This window comes from Inquilinus ginsengisoli (assembly GCF_050434925.1).
Taxonomy (GTDB): Bacteria; Pseudomonadota; Alphaproteobacteria; order DSM-16000; family Inquilinaceae; genus Inquilinus; species Inquilinus ginsengisoli_B.
Genome location: NZ_JBNDJK010000001.1, coordinates 8,200,453 through 8,220,034 on the forward strand (window position 1 = coordinate 8,200,453; position 19,582 = coordinate 8,220,034).

At 69.1% G+C, this 19,582-nt stretch carries 22 protein-coding genes; 8 read left to right on the forward strand and 14 right to left on the reverse strand.

Annotated elements, in window-relative coordinates:
- Positions 1-50: 50 nt before the first annotated feature.
- From QFZ27_RS38250 to QFZ27_RS38275, 6 genes are all read right to left on the reverse strand, one after another.
- Entirely contained in the window at positions 51-671 is a 621-nt protein-coding gene (locus QFZ27_RS38250) for a hypothetical protein (protein ID WP_429232184.1), read from the reverse strand.
- Positions 672-683: 12 nt separating this feature from the next.
- Complete coding sequence (locus tag QFZ27_RS38255) at positions 684-1,538, reverse strand: ABC transporter permease (protein WP_429232185.1); 855 nt, start codon at positions 1,536-1,538, stop codon at positions 684-686.
- Complete coding sequence (locus QFZ27_RS38260) at positions 1,535-2,269, reverse strand: ABC transporter ATP-binding protein (protein ID WP_429232186.1); 735 nt, start codon at positions 2,267-2,269, stop codon at positions 1,535-1,537. Before QFZ27_RS38260 ends, QFZ27_RS38255 begins: the two co-directional genes overlap by 4 nt.
- 226 nt (positions 2,270-2,495) lie before the next feature.
- Positions 2,496-3,461: a YVTN family beta-propeller repeat protein gene (locus QFZ27_RS38265; RefSeq protein WP_429232187.1), complete on the reverse strand. Its 966-nt coding sequence runs from the start codon at positions 3,459-3,461 to the stop codon at positions 2,496-2,498.
- Between the two features lie 10 nt (positions 3,462-3,471).
- On the reverse strand, positions 3,472-4,665 hold the full coding sequence (locus QFZ27_RS38270; protein ID WP_429232188.1) for an ABC transporter substrate-binding protein: 1,194 nt from the start codon (positions 4,663-4,665) through the stop codon (positions 3,472-3,474).
- A 203-nt stretch (positions 4,666-4,868) separates the two neighbouring features.
- Positions 4,869-5,252: a c-type cytochrome gene (locus QFZ27_RS38275; RefSeq protein WP_429232189.1), complete on the reverse strand. Its 384-nt coding sequence runs from the start codon at positions 5,250-5,252 to the stop codon at positions 4,869-4,871.
- A gap of 222 nt (positions 5,253-5,474) precedes the next feature.
- Here QFZ27_RS38275 and QFZ27_RS38280 point away from each other — a divergent pair, with 222 nt between their 5' ends.
- Complete coding sequence (locus tag QFZ27_RS38280; protein WP_429232190.1) at positions 5,475-6,458, forward strand: quinoprotein relay system zinc metallohydrolase 2; 984 nt, start codon at positions 5,475-5,477, stop codon at positions 6,456-6,458.
- Positions 6,459-6,485: 27 nt separating this feature from the next.
- The gene (locus tag QFZ27_RS38285) at positions 6,486-7,280 is read left to right on the forward strand and encodes a quinoprotein dehydrogenase-associated SoxYZ-like carrier (protein ID WP_429232191.1); all 795 of its coding nucleotides are present in this window, start codon (positions 6,486-6,488) and stop codon (positions 7,278-7,280) included.
- 198 nt (positions 7,281-7,478) lie between these two features.
- Here the strand turns inward: QFZ27_RS38285 and QFZ27_RS38290 are convergent, their stop codons facing one another.
- Positions 7,479-7,820 (reverse strand): hypothetical protein, encoded by a 342-nt coding sequence (locus QFZ27_RS38290; protein WP_429232192.1) that lies wholly within the window; start codon positions 7,818-7,820, stop codon positions 7,479-7,481.
- 332 nt (positions 7,821-8,152) lie between these two features.
- Between QFZ27_RS38290 and QFZ27_RS38295 the strand changes: the two genes are divergently transcribed.
- From QFZ27_RS38295 to QFZ27_RS38315, 5 genes are all read left to right on the forward strand, one after another.
- Entirely contained in the window at positions 8,153-8,608 is a 456-nt protein-coding gene (locus tag QFZ27_RS38295) for a hypothetical protein (protein ID WP_429232193.1), read from the forward strand.
- A gap of 459 nt (positions 8,609-9,067) precedes the next feature.
- Positions 9,068-10,870 (forward strand): methanol/ethanol family PQQ-dependent dehydrogenase, encoded by a 1,803-nt coding sequence (locus tag QFZ27_RS38300; protein WP_429232194.1) that lies wholly within the window; start codon positions 9,068-9,070, stop codon positions 10,868-10,870.
- A 97-nt stretch (positions 10,871-10,967) separates the two neighbouring features.
- Positions 10,968-11,528 (forward strand): c-type cytochrome, methanol metabolism-related, encoded by a 561-nt coding sequence (locus QFZ27_RS38305; RefSeq protein WP_429232195.1) that lies wholly within the window; start codon positions 10,968-10,970, stop codon positions 11,526-11,528.
- Positions 11,529-11,538: 10 nt separating this feature from the next.
- Entirely contained in the window at positions 11,539-12,375 is an 837-nt protein-coding gene (locus QFZ27_RS38310; protein ID WP_429232196.1) for a substrate-binding domain-containing protein, read from the forward strand.
- 7 nt (positions 12,376-12,382) lie between these two features.
- Complete coding sequence (locus tag QFZ27_RS38315) at positions 12,383-12,931, forward strand: PQQ-dependent catabolism-associated CXXCW motif protein (protein WP_429232197.1); 549 nt, start codon at positions 12,383-12,385, stop codon at positions 12,929-12,931.
- A 3-nt stretch (positions 12,932-12,934) separates the two neighbouring features.
- Here the strand turns inward: QFZ27_RS38315 and QFZ27_RS38320 are convergent, their stop codons facing one another.
- From QFZ27_RS38320 to QFZ27_RS38350, 7 genes are all read right to left on the reverse strand, one after another.
- Complete coding sequence (locus QFZ27_RS38320) at positions 12,935-13,249, reverse strand: type II toxin-antitoxin system RelE/ParE family toxin (protein WP_429232198.1); 315 nt, start codon at positions 13,247-13,249, stop codon at positions 12,935-12,937.
- Positions 13,246-13,524 carry a type II toxin-antitoxin system ParD family antitoxin gene (locus QFZ27_RS38325; RefSeq protein WP_429232199.1) on the reverse strand — a complete coding sequence of 93 codons (279 nt, stop codon included), beginning with the start codon at positions 13,522-13,524 and terminating at the stop codon, positions 13,246-13,248. Before QFZ27_RS38325 ends, QFZ27_RS38320 begins: the two co-directional genes overlap by 4 nt.
- Positions 13,525-13,585: 61 nt before the next feature.
- Positions 13,586-14,338 carry an ABC transporter ATP-binding protein gene (locus QFZ27_RS38330; RefSeq protein ID WP_429232200.1) on the reverse strand — a complete coding sequence of 251 codons (753 nt, stop codon included), beginning with the start codon at positions 14,336-14,338 and terminating at the stop codon, positions 13,586-13,588.
- Entirely contained in the window at positions 14,335-15,114 is a 780-nt protein-coding gene (locus QFZ27_RS38335) for an ABC transporter permease (protein ID WP_429232201.1), read from the reverse strand. The genes QFZ27_RS38330 and QFZ27_RS38335 overlap by 4 nt, the downstream gene beginning before the upstream one ends.
- Positions 15,104-16,084 carry an ABC transporter substrate-binding protein gene (locus tag QFZ27_RS38340; RefSeq protein WP_429232202.1) on the reverse strand — a complete coding sequence of 327 codons (981 nt, stop codon included), beginning with the start codon at positions 16,082-16,084 and terminating at the stop codon, positions 15,104-15,106. Before QFZ27_RS38340 ends, QFZ27_RS38335 begins: the two co-directional genes overlap by 11 nt.
- A gap of 130 nt (positions 16,085-16,214) precedes the next feature.
- Complete coding sequence (fghA, locus tag QFZ27_RS38345) at positions 16,215-17,063, reverse strand: S-formylglutathione hydrolase (protein ID WP_429232203.1); 849 nt, start codon at positions 17,061-17,063, stop codon at positions 16,215-16,217.
- On the reverse strand, positions 17,063-18,190 hold the full coding sequence (locus tag QFZ27_RS38350) for an S-(hydroxymethyl)glutathione dehydrogenase/class III alcohol dehydrogenase (protein WP_429227096.1): 1,128 nt from the start codon (positions 18,188-18,190) through the stop codon (positions 17,063-17,065). Before QFZ27_RS38350 ends, fghA begins: the two co-directional genes overlap by 1 nt.
- Positions 18,191-18,477: 287 nt before the next feature.
- Between QFZ27_RS38350 and QFZ27_RS38355 the strand changes: the two genes are divergently transcribed.
- A complete protein-coding gene (locus QFZ27_RS38355) occupies positions 18,478-19,581 on the forward strand; it encodes an FIST N-terminal domain-containing protein (RefSeq protein ID WP_429232204.1) in 1,104 nt (367 codons plus the stop codon).
- Position 19,582 lies beyond the last annotated feature (1 nt).

Consider the following 19,582-nt stretch of genomic DNA (forward strand, 5'->3'; position numbering starts at 1 on the left):
CCCTCGCGGGAGGGGGTAGGGGGAGGGGGTCGTTCGGCAGGGACTGCCCCCTACTTCCCGATCTCCTCCTGGATCGTCCGCGACAGGGAGAACAGGCGGCGTTCCAGGATGAAGGGCTGGTCGCAGATCGCCGGCAGCAGGCGTTCGCGCTCCTCGAAGACGCGCTGGTCCCAGGTCAGCTGGGTCTCCAGCTGCTGCCGCTTCTGCGCCACCGCCATGTCGGTCGAGGTCGCGTCGACCCCGTCCAGCGCCTGGGTCGTGTCCTCCATCCGCTTGGCCAGCCCCGCCTGGCGGGCGTTGTAGCGGCGGATGCCGCGGATGATGGTGGCGCGCTCGCCGTTGATGCTTTCGAACAGCCCCGCGAACAGCTCGGTCAGCGCGACCTTGCGGTCGCCCTCGTAACCGGCGGCGAAGCGGCGGATCTCGGCCGCCGCCTCGTCGACCGCGACGCGGCGCGGCGCCACCCGCTCGACCAGCGCCGCGACCACCGCATCGTCGCGCCAGGACGGGCCGTTGGCCGTCGGGTCGTCGCCCGGCCACATCGCGCCGATCGACAGCTCCGGCTGCAGCACCTGGACGCAGGGCCAGTCGTCCTTCTTCGCGTCCTGCGCCCAGCCCAAGGCGGGCGCCAGGGCCAGGAGCACAGTGAGAAGCAATGCGGAGCGAACCATGACGGCCTCCTTTCAGCCGGCGCCGGGACCGCGGACGCGGGCGACAAGGCCGCGCGCCGGGTCGTAGGCCAAGATCGCCCCACCGAGGAACACCACGGCGAAGGCAAGGACGAGCAGCAGCGACCGGGTGTCGACCTGGCCGTAGAGCGCGAAGCGCACCAGTTCGACCGCATAGGTAAAGGGGTTCAGGCCGCAGATGTCGCGCAGCAGCGGGCTCGCCTCCTCCACCTTCCACAGCGGGTAGAGGGCCGAGGAGGCGAAGAACATCGGGAAGATCACGAAGTTCATCACCCCGGCGAAGTTCTCGAGCTGGCGGATCGCCGAGGACAGCAACAGGCCCAGCGCGCCCAGCATCAGCCCGGACAGCACCAGCGCCGGCAGCACGGTGACATAGCCCATCGGCGGCGGCTCGATGCCCCAGAACCGGGCGATCAGCAGGAAGACATAGACCTGCGGCAGCGACAGCAAGGTGCCGGCCAGCAGCCGCGCGGTCAGCAGGTACCAACGCGGCATCGGGCTGGTCAGGAGCACGCGCATGCTGCCCATCTCGCGGTCATAGACCATGGACAGCGAGCTCTGCATCCCGTTGAACAGCTGGATCATCGCGATCAGCCCGGGGACGATGTACTCGTCGTAGAGAATATAGGTCTCATAGGGCGGAATGATCGAGACGCCGAGCACCGAGCGGAAGCCGGCGGCGAAGATGAACAGCCAGACCAGCGGCCGCACCAGAGCGGACAGGAAGCGGGTGCGCTGGTGCACGAAGCGCAGCCCCTCGCGCCACAGGATGCCCAGCAGGCAGCGCCAGGCGCCGCCGATGGTGACGGTGCCGAGAGGCCGGCGCTCGATGTCCTGGGCCGTGCTCATGCCGCCTCCGTCAGCCGGCGGAAGGCGTCCTGCAGCCCGCCGGCGCCGAGATCGGAGATGATCGAAGCGGCCGGGCCCTGCCGCAGGATCCGGCCGCGATGCAGGATGATGGTGGGGTCGGCCGCCTCGACCTCGTCGATCAGATGGGTGGCCCAGACCACGGTGAGGCCGCGGTCGCGCACCAGGCCGCGGACATCGGCCAGGATCGCGGCGCGGCTGCGGATGTCGAGCCCGACCGTCGCCTCGTCGCACAGCAGCAGGCGCGGCTCGTGCAGCAATGCGCGGGCGATCTCGATGCGCCGCATCTCGCCGCCGGAGAAGCCGCGGATCTTGCGGTCGGCCTCCTTGGCCAGGCCGACCCGCTCCAGTTCCGCCGCGATGCGGGACCGGGCGACCCCGCCCGGCATGCCGTGCAGCGCCGCGTGGTAGCGCAGATTCTGCCGGGCCGACAGGTCGGGGTCGAGCGCGCGCTGCTGGAACACCACGCCCATCAGCGCCAGCGCCCGCCCGGGTTCCTGCACCAGGTCCCGGCCGAACACCCGGATGTGGCCCGACTGGGCGCCGTAGAGCCGGGTGACCAGCGAGAACAGCGTGGTCTTGCCGGCGCCGTTCTGGCCGAGCAGCACGGTGAAGGTGCCGGGCCGCACCGCGATCTCGATCTCCGCCAGGATCTCGCGCCTGCCGATCTCGTGCGACAGGCCGGTGACGGTGAGGGCGTCAGCGGGGGACATGGATGACCGCCCTGCCCTGGCCAACCAACTCTCCCCCTCCCCTTGCGGGAGGGGGTAGGGGTAGGGGGAGGGGTCTGTCGATCGAAGAGAACGGCGGCGCCCAGATCCGAGTTGAACGGCCGAGGCCATGCCAGAAGCCGGCTCCCGCGGCAACACCCCCTCCCCCTGTCCCCTCCCGCGGTGGGAGGGGGAGGATGAAAAGGGGAGCCGGCGCGATCGTCGCCATCTAGCGGATCGCCACGCCCCAGGGCAGTTCGCCCACGGGGATCGACTTGATCACCTTGCGCGCGGCCACATCGATCACCGAGATGTCGTTCGAGGCGCCGTTGGTCGACACCAGGTACTTGCCGTCCGGGGTGAAGGCGAGCTGCCAGACCCGCTGGCCGACCAGCAGGTAGTCTGTCACCTCATAGGTCGCGGTGTCGATCACGGCGACGCGGTTGGCCGGGCCGAGGGCGACGAAGGCGGTCTTGCCGTCGGCGGTGACGCGCACGCCGACCGGCTGGATCGTCTCCTTGCGCACGCCCTGCACCGCGAAGCCGATCTTCTTCAGCACCTGGCGCGACGCCGTGTCGATGACGCTGACCGTGCCGCCGATCTCGGCCGAGACCCAGACCTGTTTGCCGTCCGGCGTGAACTGAGCGAAGCGCGGCCGGGTGTCGACCAGCACGTTGTCGGTCACCTGGAGCGTGTCGGTGTCGATGAAATGCGCCATGTTGGTGGTCTCGGAGGTGTTGACCAGCCATTTGCCGTCCGGGCTGACGCCCATCCCCTCCGGTTCCACCCCCACCGGGATCTCGGTCTCCATCGCCTTCTGCTCGAGGTCGAGGACCGTGACCATGTTGTCGTCCTCATTGGCGACGTAGAGGCGCTTGCCGTCCGGCGCCAGCACGAACAGCTCCGGATCCGGGCCGCTGGGCAGGGTACCGAGCGGCTTCAGCGTCTCCGTGTCGATCATCTCGATGTGGTCGTCGTCGCTGGTGCAGACATAGAGCACCTTGCCGTCGTTGCTGAGGGTGATCCCGCGCGGCCGCTGGCCGACCTTGATGGTCTGGGTCACCGTCATGGTGTCGAGATCGACCACGCTGACGGTGTTGCCCTTCTCGTTCGAGACATAGGCGGTGAAGGCCTGCGCCTGCCCCGCGGCGAGGAGGGTAGCCGCGGCAAAGGTCAGGAACATGAACCTGGTCATGCGCGCCTCCTCATGGGTTCAGCCGACACTGCGATTCCGGCTCATCATAGCCGAGCGTGTCCAGCGGCGTGCGCTGGTGCAGGAAACCCTCCTGCGGCGAGACCGAGACCAGCATCATCGGCGAGGCCAGCAGGATCGGCTGGCGCAGCTGCTGGTCCCAGCGCCGGAAGGTCAGCGGCACGCCCTTGAAGGCGCCGAGCTGGAAGGCGTCGGACGCCAGGTAGTCGTGGATCGCGGCCGGATCGGCCTTGCCGGTGCGGGTCACCGCCTCGCCCAGGGCGCGGACCGCGGCCCAGGCGGCATAGTCGCGCTCCAGCATCCAGCGGCCGGCGGCCTTCTGGAAGCGGCGCTGAATCTGGGTGCCGCCCCACTGCTCCTGGCTGCGGTGCCAGCTGGTCGGCACCAGGCCCTGGGTGCCGACCACCGGCCGCGCGTCCCAGGTGCGGTAGGGCAGGTACTCGCCGAACACCTCGCTCTCATCGGCCACGACCATGACGTCGTAGTCCGGCAGGCGCTGGGTCAGCTGTGTCATCTGCCGCTGCACCTGCTGCTCGCCGGTGTCGGAGCGGCGGGAGCCGGCCTGGAACTCGTAGCTGCGCTCCTCGACGATCTCGGCGCCATAGCGCTTGGCGGCGCGGCGGACGGCATCGGCAAAGGCCTTGTCGCCGTCCAGCGTGCCGGAGACCAGGACCCAGCGGGTCCAGCGCTTGAACGCCAGATACTGGGCCAGCGCGTCGGCCTTCATCGCCCGGCTGGGGATGGTGTGGAAGACGTTGGCGCGGCAGTCGCTGACCCGAAGCCGGTCATCCTGGGCGCGGGCGTCGAGGATCACCGCATCCTTCATCTCCGGCAGGTCGGCCAATTGCAGCAGCCGGTCGGCCGGCAGGTCGGCGACGATCAGCCTGACGCCCTTGCCGGCGAGGGCCGCGGCGGCACCGGCCAGGTCGCCGCCCTCGGGGACCACGGTCTCGTCGAGCGTATAGTCCTGGCCGAGGAAGCGGCCGGTGGTCTGGTTGTCGGCGATGGCGAGACGGGCGCCGGCCAGCCCCTTGTCCTTGGCCACCGGCTCGACCAGCGACAGCGGCTCCGGCTCCGGGATCGCCTCGCTGAGCCAGCCGATGGTCACCGACAGCTTGGACGCCTGCTGCGCCGCGGCGGGAAGCGCCAGCAGCGCGGTAGCCAAGCCGAGCGCCGCCCAGCCCACTACTCTCCCCCTCCCCTTGCGGAAGGGGGTAGGGGGAGGGGTCTGTCGATCGAAGAGGGCCGGCACCGGGCCGCTGAGAACCACGGTCGGCGGCGGTGCTGATCCTCGACTATCCGCTCCCGCGGCAACACCCCCTCCCCCTACCCCCTCCCGCGAGGGGAGGGGGAGGTTGAAAAGGAAGGATCGGCCCCAGCCCCGCATAGTCAGCTCGCGCCCGCTTCCTTCAGATAGGCGATGACGGCGAGCCGGTCCTCTTCCTTCGGCAGGCCGGGGAAGACCATCTTGGTGCCGGGCACCAGGGTCTTGGGATTGGCGAGGTACTTGTCGAGCGTCGCGTCGTCCCAGGTCAGGTGGGCGTTCTTCATCGCGTCGGAGTACCGGAAGCCATCGATCGCGCCGGAGGCACGGCCGATCAGCCCGTGCAGCGACGGGCCGAGCTTGTTGGTGCCGGCATCGAGCGAATGGCAGGCCTGGCATTTGGCGAAGACCTGCTTGCCCTTGGCCGCGTCCCCCGCGGCATCCTGGGCCTGGGCCGCCACTGGCAAAGCGAGCGCGGCGACTGCCGCGACCAGCGCAAAACCTCGCATCTCGGACGTCCTCCTGCTGAGCCGGACGGGCCGGCGTTCCGCTTCGGCGCGGTGCGGGCCGGGGCCCTGCCGCACCTGCCCGCTCGACGGGCGGGATTGGCCCCGACTGTATGAACCGCCCCCGGCCCCGACAAGGCGAGAAGCGGGGTCTGAGACCAAAGTCCAATTCAGCCGCCGGACGAAAACGCGCCCTGTTGTCCCGACCACTGCTGGAGAATTCGGGTGCCATCATCCGGCCGCACGCAGAACCCGGACCGGCTGGCGGTGCTGAGCCGCCGGCACGTGCTCGGCGGCGCCCTGGCGCTGGGCCTGCTGAGCGGTGCGGCTGCGGCGGCCCAAGACATGGCCCCGCTGCTGCCGGTGATCGAGGTCGCGCCCGGCGTCTTCGTCTTCCATGGCGCGCATGAGGAGGCGACGGCCGCCAATCTCGGCGGCATCGCCAATCTCGGCTTCGTCGTCGGCACCGAAGCCGTGGCCGTGATCGACACCGGCGGCAGCGCGGCCGAGGGGCGCCGGCTGCTGGCGGCGGTGCGGCAGCGCACCGCCCTGCCCGTGCGCTGGGCCATCGACACCCATTTCCACCCGGACCACACGCTGGGCAACGCCGCTTTCGCCGCGCCGGGAACGACCATCGTCGGCCACGCCAATATGCCGCGCGGCCTGGCCGCGCGGGCCGACACCTATCTCGGCGGGCTGCGCCGGGCGCTGGGCGACGCCGCCGCCGGCACCGAGATCGTGCCGCCGACCTTGCTGGTGCGCGACCGGCTGTCGCTCGACCTCGGCGGCCGGACGCTGGAGCTGAAGGCCTGGCCGGCGGCGCACACCGATGCCGACCTGACGGTGCTGGACACCGCGACCGGCACGCTCTTCGCCGGCGACCTGGTGTTCGTGGAGCGGGTGCCGGCGATCGACGGGTCGCTGCGCGGCTGGGTCGATGTCATCGCCGGGCTGCGGCGCGAGACCGGGATCGCCCGGGTGGTTCCGGGCCACGGTCCCGTCTCGGCCCGCTGGCCGGATGCGCTCGACGACGAGGAGCGCTATCTTGGCCTGATCCTGGCCGAGACCCGCGCGGCACTGGCCGCGGGGCGCAGCCTCGACCAGGCGGTGGCCACCGTCGGCCGGTCCGAGCGCGGCCGCTGGCTGCTGTTCGACGACTACAACGACCGCAACGTCGCCACCGCCTATACCGAGCTGGAATGGGAATAGGCAAAAGATGGCGAGGGGGAGGACACGATGCCGAAGCACGCCGCAGCGCTGGCGCTGATCGCCCTGATCACCCTGTCGGCCCCCGCCCGGGCGGCAGACGACGACCCCTGGCCCGACCTGAAAACCGCGATCTTCGGCGACAAGGCGGTCGCCGACGGCAGCGCCTTCATGCGGATCGAGGCGCCGCAGCGGGCCTATGACGCCGCGGTGGTGCCGGTCACGGTCCGCTTCGACGGCGGGCACATGCCCGGCCGGATCCGTGCCGTCACGCTGGTGGTGGACAAGAACCCGGCCCCGGTCGCCGCCGTGTTCCGGCTGGGCGACGGCATCGCCGACCCGACCATCGGCACGCGGGTGCGGGTGAACGAATACACCAACATTCACGCCGTGGCCGAGACCGAGGACGGATCGCTGTTCATGGCCGCCGTCTTCGTCAAGGCCGCCGGCGGCTGCTCCGCCCCCGCGACCAAGACGCCGGACCAGGCCGAGGCCCATCTCGGCGAGATGCGGACCAAGAACCTGGACGCGGCACAGATTGGCGCGCCGAGCCGGGTCGAGCTGCTGATCCGGCACCCGAACTATTCCGGCATGCAGATGGACCAGATCAAGCGCACCTATGTGCCGGCGCGGTTCATCGAGACCATCGAGGTCAGCTATGACGGAACCCGGCTGCTGCAGGTCGAGAGCAACATCTCGCTGAGCGAGAACCCGGTGGTGGAGTTCAGCTTCACCCCGACCGAGACCGGCCGGCTGAGCGCCACCGCCAAGGATTCGGACGGCGCCGTGTTCACCGACGCCTGGCCGGTGCCGGCGACGATGTGAGGCGAGCCGGTGACGCGCGGGACCTGTCGGGAAACGGGCAAGCCGATGAGCCGAACGCCGGAACCCTCCGTGCTGTCATTGCCGGGCTCGACCCGGCAATCCAGAGGGTCTCGACAGCCTCTGGATGCCCGGGTCAAGCCCGGGCATGACAACGGAGGGAAGGGACCATTCGCCGGGACACCCAGCCCCGGACAGTCCCTAGAAACACCTAAAATCGGCTTCGATCTGCGCCAGGCGCAGGGTGTCGACCATGGTCTTCAGCATCGTCATCTCGCGGAAGATGCCGGCCTGGTCGCCGGTGGCGAGCTGCATGCGCAGCACGGTCTCGGCCTTCTCATAGGAGTCGTAAGGCATGATCGAGGACACCGCGTCGATGCTGCAGGAGCAGCGCTGCAGCATTTCCTGCGTCTCGCCGTTGCTGGCCATGCAGCCGATCACGTAGTCGGCCACCACCGGAGTCGGATAGTCGTTCGCCCGCGCCGGACCGGGCGTGGCGAGCAGCGCCGGGGCAAGGAGGGCAAGTACCGCACAGCCCTTCATGGCGTTCGCTCCGCAGTCGCGTCGGGTGGCCAGCAGAGCAAACGGGCCGGGGCCGGTCAATTCCTCCCAAGGAACGAGGAAGCCTCGCCCACAGTGCTGCCGCGTCCTTCTTTGTCCCCCCTCCCCTTGCGGGAGGGGGGCAGGGGGAGGGGTCTGCGCGCGTCCGCGCGCGTATTGCAGGGGATCAGCTTCAGCCGACGGATGGATCTTACGCGATCGGCCGCCCGTTCCGGTGGAGAAAACCCCCTCCCCCTACCCCCCTCCCGCGAGGGGAGGGGGGCCTCAAAGTCGGCTGCCTGCGCTCTCCAGGCTGAACAAGGGGTCGGCACTCCATGACCGGCGCGGTCCCGGCGGCGCTGGTGGCGAGCTTGCTGACCGCGGTCGCCGGCTATACCGGCTATGCCGTGCCGGGCGACCCGCCGGTGGTGCTGATGGTGCCGCATGCGGCCCTGGAGGCGATGGCCTGCAACCATCCCTGCGCCGTGATGGGCTATGCCGAGCCGGACGGCACCATCGCGCTCGACGATCGGCTGCGAATCGGTACCGATCCGGCCGACACCAGCATCCTGGTGCATGAGCTGACCCATTTCCTGCAGCGCGCCGCCGCGGGCGGAGCGCCGGCGGCCGATTGCGACGCCTGGGTCGAGCGCGAGCGCGAGGCCTATGACGTGCAGTACCATTGGCTGCGCGACACGGCGCCGACGATGCGCGAGTTCTCGATCCGTCTCGTCCGCCTCGGTCCCCATCCAGTGATCCCGCCGTGCCGGCCCGGTCAGCCGATGCCGTGAGCGGCGCTATGGCATGACTGGGTCGATATCCGGGAGTATTGCTCCGGCGCTTGAACAAGTGGGATCCCCGCTTTCTTTCGCGCCGCAAAAATCCGATTGAGACGCCGGCTTCACTGCCGGGCCGCCCGCCACGCCCCCGCCGCCCCTCACACTGTCGGCCGCAGTCCGATATCAATATTTGAAGATTGTACCTTGGTATAATTCAAGTATTTTTCTCGCAGTTGCGAAATTCCGATTTCCTACCAAAGGACAATACGATTTTGTGTGTTTGCAATTGACTGGGATTTGGATGTCTTCGCAAAGTGATGGCGGTCGTCTTCCGAATGAAGCGCCAACCGGCCCGGACACGAGGCCATGACGACCGGGCCCGATGGCTGAACAACGACCGTCGAGGCGGACCTCCGGCATGCCGACGGCATTGCCGCGGGTCACGCATCGCGATCAATGGGAGGATAGCGAATGCCCAGATTGCTGCGGGTTTCCGGGACCGCCTTGGCGCTCGTGCTTGCGCTGGCGGCTGTACCGACGATTGCGTCGGCCAATGACGAGCTGCTGAAGCTGCAGAAGGATCCCAATCAGTGGACCCAGCCAGCGGGCGACTATGCCAACACCCGCTACAGCGCGCTGAAGCAGATCGACACCGCCAATGTGAAGAACCTGCAGGTCGCGTGGACCTTCTCCACCGGCGTGCTGCGCGGCCATGAAGGCGGGCCGCTGGTGATCGGCGACATGATGTACATCCATGCGCCGTTCCCGAACACGGTCTACGCCCTGGACCTCGCCAACAACGGCAAGATCGTCTGGAAATACGAGCCGAAGCAGGACCCGAACGTCATCCCGGTGATGTGTTGCGACACCGTCAACCGCGGCGTCGCCTATGGTGACGGGATGATCTTCCTGCATCAGGCCGACACCACGCTGGTGGCGCTGGACGCCAAGACCGGCAAGGTGGCGTGGAGCGCCAAGGACGGCGACGCGACCAAGGGCGAGACCGGCACCTCGGCCCCGCTGGTGGTCAAGAATCTGGTCCTGATCGGCAATTCCGGCGGCGAGTTCGGTGTCCGCGGCCACATCTCGGCCTATGACATCAAGACCGGCAAGCTGGCCTGGCAGGCCCATTCGATGGGGCCGGACGCCGACACGCTGATGGACCCGGAGAAGACCACCGTGCTGGGCAAGCCGGTGGGCAAGGATTCCGGCATCTCCACCTGGCAGGGCGACCAGTGGAAGATCGGCGGCGGCACCACCTGGGGCTGGATCTCCTACGATCCGGAGACCAACCTGATCTATTACGGCACCGGCAATCCCAGCACCTGGAACCCGGTGCAGCGCCCCGGCGACAACAAATGGTCGATGACCATCTTCGCCCGCGACGCCGACACCGGCATGGCGAAATGGGTCTATCAGATGACGCCCCATGACGAATGGGACTATGACGGCGTCAACGAGATGATCCTGACCGACCAGAAGTTCAACGGCCAGGACCGCAAGCTGCTGGTCCATTTCGACCGTAACGGCTTCGGCTACACGATGGACCGCGTCACCGGCGAGCTGCTGGTGGCCGAGAAGTTCGATCCGGCGGTCAACTGGGCGACCAAGATCGACCTGAAGACCGGCCTGCCGGAGCGCGACAAGAAGTTCTCGACCGAGGCCAATGGCGAGGACGTCAACTCGCAGGGCATCTGCCCGGCGGCGCTGGGATCGAAGGACCAGCAGCCGGCCGCCTTCTCGCCCGAGACCGGCCTGTTCTACGTGCCGACCAACCATGTCTGCATGGATTACGAGCCGTACAAGGTGGCCTACACCGCCGGCCAGCCCTATGTCGGTGCCACGCTGAGCATGTATCCGGCGCCGGGCGGCGACCATCTCGGCAACTTCATCGCCTGGGATGCGGAGAAGGGCAAGATCGTCTGGTCGATCCCGGAACCGTTCTCGGTGTGGAGCGGGGCGCTGGCCACCGCCGGCGGCGTCGTCTTCTACGGCACGCTGGAAGGCTATCTGAAGGCGGTCGACGCCAAGACCGGCAAGGAGCTGTACAAGTTCAAGACTCCTTCCGGCATCATCGGCAACGTCAACACCTTCACCAGCAAGGGCAAGCAATACGTTGCCGTGCTCTCCGGCGTCGGCGGCTGGGCCGGCATCGGCATGGCGGCTGGACTGACCAACCCGCAGGAAGGCCTCGGCGCGGTCGGTGCCTATCAGTCGCTGTCGCAATACACCCAGCTGGGCGGAACGCTGACCGTCTTCGCCCTTCCCGACTGAAGCCTCCCTGTGCGCCTCGGAGGCGGGCTTCGGCCCGCCTCCTCTTTCTTCCAGCCCTGCCACGTTCGACATGCCATACCATCCGAGAGGATCGAGGATGCCTTTCCGTGTCTTCCTGTTCCGCACCGCCCTCCTGGCCGGCGGCCTGATCGCGATCGGCGGCTTCGCCGCCGCGGGCTACGCCCAGGACAAGAGCAGCGACCCGGCGGCACAGCAGCCCGCGGCGGATGCGCCCGCGGCGGCGGCACCGGCGGCCGCGGAGGAGGAGAAACCCTACAAGATCGCCGCGGACGGCACGGTCGAGTGGCCGGTCTATAACGGGTTCCGCCGCTACAACGGCATCTGCTACGTCTGCCACGGGCCGGACGGCGAGGGCAGCAGCTTCGCCCCCAGCCTGGTCGATTCGCTGAAGACCCTGTCCTTCGACCAGTTCATGGAGACGGTGGTGAACGGCAAGGAGACGGTGAACACGGCCAGCGACAAGAAGATGCCGGCGCTGGGCACCGATCCGAATGTCATGTGCTACATCAACGACATCTACGCCTATCTCAAGGCCCGGTCCGACGGCGCCGTGGGGCGCGGGCGGCCGGCCAAGTTCGAGAAGAAGTCCAAGGATTATGCCGACGCGGAATCCTCGTGCATGGGGACGCCCGGCTAGGGCGCCCGGCATGACGCCGCAATTCTGGCGAGTCGCGGCGCTGGCCCTGCTGGCCGGCGCCGTGCTGCTGTCCGGCCCCGGCCGGGCCGAGCCGCCGCGGCCGGAGGCGATCGACCGCTCGGCGCTCAGGGTCTGCGCCGACCCGGCCAACCTGCCCTTCTCCGACAACAAGGGCGAGGGCTTCGAGAACAGGATCGCCGAGCTGCTGGCCGAGAAGCTGGGCGTGCCGGTGCGCTACACCTGGTACCCGAACTCGACCGGCTTCCTGCGCATGACCCTGCGCGCCCGGCGCTGCGATCTGGTGATGGGCATCGTTGCCGGTGCCGACCTGGTGCAGAACAGCAACCCCTATTACCGCTCCGGCTATGTGCTGGTGACGCGACGCGAGGACAAGCTCGACGATCTGAGCAGCCTTGCCGATCCGCGGCTGAAGTCGCTGCGCCTCGGCATCACCGCCGGCACGCCGCCGGCGAACCTGGCGGCGCGCGGCGGGCTGATGCCGCAGGCCCGGCCCTATCCGCTCGTGGTCGACAGCCGCTACGACGCGCCCGGCAAGCAGATGATCGACGACCTCGCGGCCAAGCAGATCGACGTCGCCGTGCTGTGGGGCCCGATCGGCGGCTATTTCGCCAAGCAGCATGGCGACGCGCTGGCGGTGACGCCGCTGATGAGCGAGTCGAAGGAGACCCGGCTCGACTTCTACATCACCATGGGGGTGCGGCCGGGCGAGAGCGACTGGAAGAACCGGATCAACGGGCTGATCCGGGAGAACCAGGATGCCATCACTGCGATCCTGAAGGAATACGGCGTGCCGCTGCTGGACGCCCGCGGCCAGCCGATGCTCTGAGCGCCGCATGATCCGCCCCCTGCTCCGCCTCGCCATGCTGGCCGTCTGCCTGGCCGCCGGGCCGGGGCTGGCGCAGGTGGCGGAGCCCGACGGCTATCGGATGGAAGACTACCGGGCACCGGTGCCGGCGACGCTGCAGGGCGCCATCGTGGTCGACGCCGCGGCGGTTGAGCGGCTGATCCGCAGCGGGCCGGTGGTGGTGATCGACGTGCTGCCGCAGCCGCCGCGGCCGGACAAGCTGCCGCCGGGGACGCTGTGGCGCCCGCCGGAGCGGCGCGACATCCCCGGCAGCGTCTGGCTGGCCAACACCGGCTACGGCGCCCTGTCGGCGGAGATGGAGACCTGGTTCCGCGACGCGCTGGCGGCGCTGACCCTGGGCGACCGGGCGCGGCCGCTGGTGTTCTACTGCGACGCCGAATGCTGGATGTCCTGGAACGCCGCCCGGCGCGCGGTGGCCGAGGGCTACACCGCGGTGCACTGGTTCCCCGGCGGGGTGAAGGACTGGACCGCCGCCGGCCACCCGACCTTGCCGAATGTACCGCTGCCGGTGAAGTAGGAATCAGGGGTCGTCGGCCTGCAACGCCGCCTCGACGTCCTGGCCGCCATAGAACACGCCGAGGATGGTCACAATTTCGTCCTCGACCGTGAAGGCGATGGTCACCCGGCGCCGGAAGCCGAGAAGGCGGAGTCCCGGCCGGATGCCGTCACGGCGTGAGCCTCGATGGGGAAAGGTCTCAAGCCTGTCACAGTAATCTCTGATTGCATCGACGTAACCGGCCGCGCGATCCGGCCCGCTGTCCTCTGCGATGCACAGATACAACGCTTCCAACTGATCGGCAGCCCGCGCCGTGTAGGAGACGCGGTATCGCTTCACCGGCGTTTGGTCGTCCGGTCGTGCAGCTTGGCCAGCCGCTCGCGAAGCTGCTCGCTGTCGAGAAGGCTCGACGGATTGGCCTTGGCTTCGTCATAGGCGGCCGCGACTTCGGTGCGCAGCCATTTCTCCAGCGCCTGGTCTCGGGCCTGCAGGGCGCGCAGGCCGTCGCGGATCACCTCGCTCTCGCTGGCGTACTCGCCGGACGACACCTTGGCCCGGACCATGTCCGCCATCTCGTTCGGCAAGGTGACGCTGAACTGCTGGGTGCTGCGCAACTGCGTCCTCCGATCCTGTTGGATAGGATGGAACACTATCACAGATCGGGCGAGGGTGCAGTCAGGCGCGATCCGCCGCGTCGTCGTCCCCCGCCGGCACGGCCAAGCCGGGGTCGAAGCGCAGCAGGGCGTCGACGATGGCGTCGATCCGCGGGTCGGCGGGGTCGCGCGGATGCGGCAGCTCGATGCCGCGCTGCAGCGACACCCGGCCGGCGCCCTCGGCCAGCACCACCACCCGGTCGGCCAGGGTCACCGCCTCGCGCAAATCGTGGGTGACCAGCAGCACGGTCGGCCGGCGCCGGCGCCAGTATTCCGCCAGCAGGGCCCGCATCCGGCCGGCCAGGGCATGGTCGAGCGAGACCAGCGGCTCATCCAGCAGCAGCAGGTCGGGCTCGACCAGGAGAGCCCGGGCCAGAGCGGCGCGGCGCTGCATGCCGCCGGAGAGCTGACCGGGCCAGGCATCCTCGCGGCCTGCCAGCTCGACCGCCGCCAGCAGCGCGCGGGCCTCCGGCTCGGCGGCGCGGCCGGCGACCAGCAGCAGGTTGTCGAGCAGGCCGAGCCAGGGCACCAGCCGCGGGTCCTGGAACACCGCGGCGCGGCGCCGCGGCGGCCCGTCGGGCCAGTCGATCCGGCCCTGATAGCCGGAATCGAGCCCGCCGATGATGCGCAGCAGCGTGGTCTTGCCGCGGCCGGAGGGGCCGACCAGGGCCACGAACTCCCCCGCCCCGATCGACAGGTCGACGCCGTCCAGCACGTCGCGCGGCACCGGGGCGGCGAAGCGCCGGCGGATGCCCTGCAGCGTCAGGCCGATCACGGCGACCGCCAGCGGCCGGCGGCGCGGTCCAGCGGCTGCAGGATCAAGGCCTCGATCGCCAGGATCACGGCGATGAACACCAGCGTGTAGGCGAGGATCCCGGCAATGTCGAAGAAGTTGAAGAAGCTGCGGATCTGGAAGCCGACGCCGTCCGGCCGGCCCAGCAGCTCGACCACCAGCACGATCTTCCAGGTCAAGGCGAGGCCGGAGCGGGCGGCGGCCATCAGGCTGGGCGCCAGCTGCGGCAGCACGATCCGGCGCAGTACCCGGCCGCGCGGCACGTCGAACAGCTGCGCCATCTCCATCAGCGGCCGGTCGAGCGCGCGGGCGCCCTCGCGGGTGATCGCCACCACCAGCGGCGCCTTGTTGACCGCGACCGCGATCACCGCCGCCCATTCGTTCAGCCCGAACCAGACATAGCAGAGCACGATGGTAACCAGCGCCGGCATGTTGAGCGCGATCACCAGCCAGCCGTCGAACAGCTCGTCCAGCAGCCGGCTCCGGCCGAGGGCGATGCCGATGACGGTGCCGATCGCCATCGCGGCGGCGAAGGCGGCCAGCACCCGGGCCAGGGTGATGGCGACGTTGCGCAGCAGGTCGCCCGCGACCAGGTGCTGCCAGGCGGAGGCTGCGACCTCGGCCGGCGGCGGCAGCACGGCGCTGTCGGCCAGCAGGGCGGCGAGCTGCCAGATCGCGGCCAGGATCGCGAGGGAGAGCAGCCAGCGCCAGCGCCGCAGGTTCAGCGCGGCCGCCGGTGCCCCGGCGTCAACCGCCATAGCCGGACCAGAAGGTGCCGGGCGGCAGCGCCGTCAGCCCGCCGACCGCGGCCGGAGTGATGCCGGCCATCAGCCGCAGGGCGGCGGCGGCTGCCGTCGCGTCGGCCGGGCTCGGGGGCGCCGGGATGCCGGCGCGGTAGCCGTCGCGCAGGGCGGCGAAGACGGTATCGTCCTCAGCCTTCATCTCGGGCCGCAGTTTCTGCCACAGCGCGTCGTCGGTCTTCATCGCGGCCTTGGCGGCGAAGGAGGCATCGAGGAAGCCGCGTGTGAGATCCGGGTTCTGCGCCGCCCAGCCATCGCGGAACACCCAGCCGAGCAGCGGCGGCGGGCGGTCGAGCCCGAGCTCCGGCAGGATTTTTGCGATCTCCACCACCGGCCGGAAGCCCTTGGCGGCCAGGCGGGCGGCGAACTGCCAGAAATTGAGCACGGCGTCGAGATCGCCGCGCAGCGCCAGCTGGTTCAGCAGCGGTGGCGCCGCGAAGTTGACGGTGGCGGCGCGCGGCAGGTCGATGCCGGCCTTGCGGGCATAGGCCTGGATCAGCACCCAGCTCTTGTCGTCCTCACCGCCGGCGACGCCCAGGCGCTTGCCGGGCAGGTGCTGGATGGTGCGGATGCCGGTCGCGGGATCGGCCATCAGCGCGCCGACGGTCAGCGAGAACGGCACGAAGGTGACGTCGCGCCCGGCCTGGCGCTGCCGCGCCACCCAGATCCAGTCGGTGACGATCAGGTCGACCGCGCCGGACTGGAAGGCGACGGCGGTCGCGTCCTTGTCGGCCAGCACCAGCGGCTCGAGCGTGAAGCCGTGGCGGCGGTCGAGCCCGTCGCCGATCACCGCCAGCTCCCAGTTCACCGTGCCGAATTGCAGCGTGCCGACGCGCACCCGCGGCAGGTCCTGGGCACGAAGGACGGCCGGCGCGGCCAGCAACGCGCCCCCGATGAGGAAACCGCGGCGGCCGATCGGGGGCGGCATGCGAGACACCATGACTGAGGCCCATCCCAAAGCTGTCATGCCCGGGCTTGACCCGGGCATCCAGAGACTGTCGACACCCTCTGGATTGCCGGGTCAAGCCCGGCAATGACAAATGGGGGATGCCGCGCCGTTACCCCTGGTTCAGCACCCCGGCGTGGTGGCGGATGTGGTCGGCGATGAAGGTGGAGATGAAGTAGTAGCCGTGGTCGTAGCCGGGATGGCGCCGCAGGGTCAAAGGCTGCCCGGCGGCCTTGCACGCGGCCTCGAGCAGATGCGGGTGCAGCTCGCGCTCCAGGAATTGGTCCGCCTCACCCTGGTCGATCAGCAGGTCCGGGCAGCGTGCCCCGGCCTCGACCAGCGCCGTCGCGTCCCAGGCCGACCAAGTGGACTGGTCCGGGCCGAGATAGCGCGAGAACGCCTTCTGCCCCCACGGGCACTGCGACGGCGCCGCGATCGGCGCGAAGGCCGACACCGACCGGTACAGGCCGGGGTTGCGCGAGGCCGCCACCAGCGCCCCGTGCCCGCCCATCGAATGGCCGAAGATCCCCATCGCGCTGCGCCGCGCCGGGAAGTGCCTGCCGATCACCTCCGGCAGCTCCTTCGTCACATAGGCGTGCATCCGGTAGCCGTCGCGCCAGGGCTCTTGCGTGGCATCGAGGTAGAACCCGGCGCCGAGCCCGAAATCCCAGCTCTCGTCGTCGCCCGGGTGGCGCCGGTCGCGCGGGCTGGTGTCCGGCGCCACCAGCATCAGCCCGAACTCCGCCGCATGCTGCAGCGCGCCCGCCTTGATGATGAAGGTCTCCTCGGTGCAGGTCAGCCCGGCGAGGTAGAAGAGCACCGGCACGGGCTTGTCCTGCGCCTGCGGCGGCACATAGACCGCGAAGCGCATCTCGCCGCCGATCTCGGACGAGGCGTGGCTGTAGAACCCGACCTCGCCCGCGAAGGCCCGGTGCTTGCTTCTGGTGACCAGATCCGACATCAGAATTCCACGACCGTGCGGATCGACTTGCCCTCATGCATCAGGTCGAAGCCCTCGTTGATCCGCTCCAAGGGCAGCTTGTGCGTGATCATCGGGTCGATCTCGATCTTGCCCGACATGTACCAGTCGACGATCTTCGGCACGTCGGTCCGGCCCCGCGCCCCGCCGAAGGCCGTGCCCTTCCACACCCGCCCGGTCACCAGCTGGAACGGACGGGTCGAGATCTCCTGCCCCGCCCCGGCCACGCCGATCACGATGCTCTGGCCCCAGCCGCGATGCGAGGCCTCCAGCGCCGCCCGCATCACCTTGGTGTTGCCGGTGCAGTCGAAGGTGTAGTCCGCCCCGCCGATCTGGTCCGCGCCGCGCTTGGTCAGGTTCACCAGGTACGGCACCAGGTCGCCCTCGACCTCGCTCGGGTTGACGAAATGGGTCATGCCGAAGCGCTCGCCCCATTCCTTCTTCGAGTTGTTCAGGTCGACGCCGATGATCATGTCGGCCCCGGCCAGACGCAGGCCCTGGATCACGTTCAAGCCAATGCCGCCGAGCCCGAACACGATCGCGGTCGCGCCGATCTCGACCTTCGCCGTGTTGATCACCGCACCGATCCCGGTGGTCACGCCGCAGCCGATGTAGCAGATCTTGTCGAACGGCGCGTCCGGGTTGACCTTGGCCAGCGCGATCTCCGGCAAGACCGTGAAGTTCGAGAAGGTCGAGCAGCCCATGTAGTGGAAGATCTTCTCCTTCCCGAGCGAGAACCGGCTGGTGCCGTCCGGCATCAGCCCCTGCCCCTGGGTCGACCGGATCGCCGTGCACAGATTGGTCTTGCGCGACAGGCAGGACGGGCACTGCCGGCATTCCGGCGTGTACAGCGGGATCACATGGTCGCCCTTCTGCAGGCTGGTCACGCCAAGCCCGACATCGACCACGATGCCCGCCCCCTCATGCCCCAGGATCGACGGAAACAGCCCCTCAGGATCCGCCCCCGACAGCGTGAACTCGTCCGTGTGGCAGATCCCCGTCGCCTTGATCTCGACCAGCACCTCGCCGAACTTCGGACCCTCCAGGTCCACCTCCAGGATCTCCAGAGGCTTCCCTGCAGCCACGGCTACGGCGGCACGCGTCTTCATCGGCTTCCTCCTGTCTGTCGCGCCGTCCGGTGCGGGCGCGTGCCCGGGTCGCGCCACGGCCGTTCGTACCGGCGCCTGAACCTCGGGGAAACGGTACCGGCAAAGAAACACCGGCCGGAATAGGACTTTGGCACAACCGGAATCCGGGCGGATAATTGGACCTAGGATCAGTGGTCCCCGTCGGAGGGGCCCGATAAGCTTCTCGGGAGGAAGCGATGTCTCAAGCCAGCATGACCAGGGAGAAGACGGCCGTCGTCAACCCAAGCGGCATCCGTCGGGGAACGAGCATGAAAGCGTCGACGGAGGACGCGGTCGAGGAACTGCTGGCGGCGATCGCCCAGGACCGGATGGAGATGGTCCTGCTGTTCTGCTCGCCCACCTACGACCTGCCGGCGGTGCTGGCCGAGATCGGCCGGCGAGCGCCGGAGGTGCGGGTCCTGGGCTGCACCACCGCCGGTGAGATCACCCCGGCCGGCTACCGTCAGGGCACGATCACCGGAATGAGCCTGTCCGCCGACCATTTCGCCACCTCGGTCCTGCTGATCGAGCCGATGAGCTTCGAGATCGCCGACGGCGCCGCCCTCGCCAAGACGCTGCTGGCCGAGCACGAGGCCCGGCACCAGCACCGCTTCGACCCGTCGCGCAGCTTCGCGTTGCTGATCAATGACGGGCTGTCGATGCATGAGGAGATCATCGTCAGCGCGCTGGGCGATGCGCTGGGCGAGATCCCGCTGGTCGGCGGTTCGGCAGGGGACAACCTGGCGTTCCGCGAGACCGCGATCTTCCTCGACGGCAAGGTGCTGTCGAGCGCCTCGCTGCTGGTGCTGGTGTCGACCGACCTGGCCTTCCGGGTGTTCGAGCGGCAGCATTTCCAGGCGCTGGACCAGAAGATGGTGGTGACCCGCGCCGACCCGGCGCGGCGGGTGGTGATGGAGATCAACGCCGAGCCGGCGGCCGAGGAATATGCCCGGCTGATCGGGCTGGAGCCGGCCGAGCTGACGCCGCTGGTCTTCGCCTCGCACCCGCTGGTGGTCAAGGCCGGCGGCCGCCACTATGTCCGCGCCATCCAGCGGGTCGACGAAGCCGGCTGCCTGCATTTCTTCTGCGCCATCGACGAGGGAATCATCCTGAGCGTCGCAAAGAGCGGCGATCTGGTCGCGAATCTGGCCTCGCTGTTCGACGAGTTGCGCGCGGAATTGGGCAGCATCGACGCCGTGATCGGCTTCGACTGCGTGCTGCGCTATGTCGAGATGGAACAGCGCCAGATGCTGACCGAAGCCTCGAAGATCATGGCCCAGAACAACGTCGTCGGCTTCAACACCTATGGCGAGCAGTTCGGCATGATGCATGTCAGCCAGACCTTCACCGGGATCGCCTTCGGGCCGGGCTGAG

What these genes read in the sequence shown, in the direction of transcription:
- QFZ27_RS38250 (WP_429232184.1), bottom strand. Translation starts at nt 671, where the DNA reads ATGGTTCGCTCCGCATTGCTTCTCACTGTGCTCCTGGCCCTGGCGCCC.
- QFZ27_RS38255 (WP_429232185.1), bottom strand. Translation starts at nt 1,538, where the DNA reads ATGAGCACGGCCCAGGACATCGAGCGCCGGCCTCTCGGCACCGTCACC.
- QFZ27_RS38260 (WP_429232186.1), bottom strand. Translation starts at nt 2,269, where the DNA reads ATGTCCCCCGCTGACGCCCTCACCGTCACCGGCCTGTCGCACGAGATC.
- QFZ27_RS38265 (WP_429232187.1), bottom strand. Translation starts at nt 3,461, where the DNA reads ATGACCAGGTTCATGTTCCTGACCTTTGCCGCGGCTACCCTCCTCGCC.
- QFZ27_RS38275 (WP_429232189.1), bottom strand. Translation starts at nt 5,252, where the DNA reads ATGCGAGGTTTTGCGCTGGTCGCGGCAGTCGCCGCGCTCGCTTTGCCA.
- QFZ27_RS38285 (WP_429232191.1), top strand. Translation starts at nt 6,486, where the DNA reads ATGCCGAAGCACGCCGCAGCGCTGGCGCTGATCGCCCTGATCACCCTG.
- QFZ27_RS38290 (WP_429232192.1), bottom strand. Translation starts at nt 7,820, where the DNA reads ATGAAGGGCTGTGCGGTACTTGCCCTCCTTGCCCCGGCGCTGCTCGCC.
- QFZ27_RS38295 (WP_429232193.1), top strand. Translation starts at nt 8,153, where the DNA reads ATGACCGGCGCGGTCCCGGCGGCGCTGGTGGCGAGCTTGCTGACCGCG.
- QFZ27_RS38300 (WP_429232194.1), top strand. Translation starts at nt 9,068, where the DNA reads ATGCCCAGATTGCTGCGGGTTTCCGGGACCGCCTTGGCGCTCGTGCTT.
- QFZ27_RS38305 (WP_429232195.1), top strand. Translation starts at nt 10,968, where the DNA reads ATGCCTTTCCGTGTCTTCCTGTTCCGCACCGCCCTCCTGGCCGGCGGC.
- QFZ27_RS38310 (WP_429232196.1), top strand. Translation starts at nt 11,539, where the DNA reads ATGACGCCGCAATTCTGGCGAGTCGCGGCGCTGGCCCTGCTGGCCGGC.
- QFZ27_RS38315 (WP_429232197.1), top strand. Translation starts at nt 12,383, where the DNA reads ATGATCCGCCCCCTGCTCCGCCTCGCCATGCTGGCCGTCTGCCTGGCC.
- QFZ27_RS38335 (WP_429232201.1), bottom strand. Translation starts at nt 15,114, where the DNA reads ATGGCGGTTGACGCCGGGGCACCGGCGGCCGCGCTGAACCTGCGGCGC.
- QFZ27_RS38340 (WP_429232202.1), bottom strand. Translation starts at nt 16,084, where the DNA reads ATGCCGCCCCCGATCGGCCGCCGCGGTTTCCTCATCGGGGGCGCGTTG.
- fghA (WP_429232203.1), bottom strand. Translation starts at nt 17,063, where the DNA reads ATGTCGGATCTGGTCACCAGAAGCAAGCACCGGGCCTTCGCGGGCGAG.
- QFZ27_RS38350 (WP_429227096.1), bottom strand. Translation starts at nt 18,190, where the DNA reads ATGAAGACGCGTGCCGCCGTAGCCGTGGCTGCAGGGAAGCCTCTGGAG.
- QFZ27_RS38355 (WP_429232204.1), top strand. Translation starts at nt 18,478, where the DNA reads ATGAAAGCGTCGACGGAGGACGCGGTCGAGGAACTGCTGGCGGCGATC.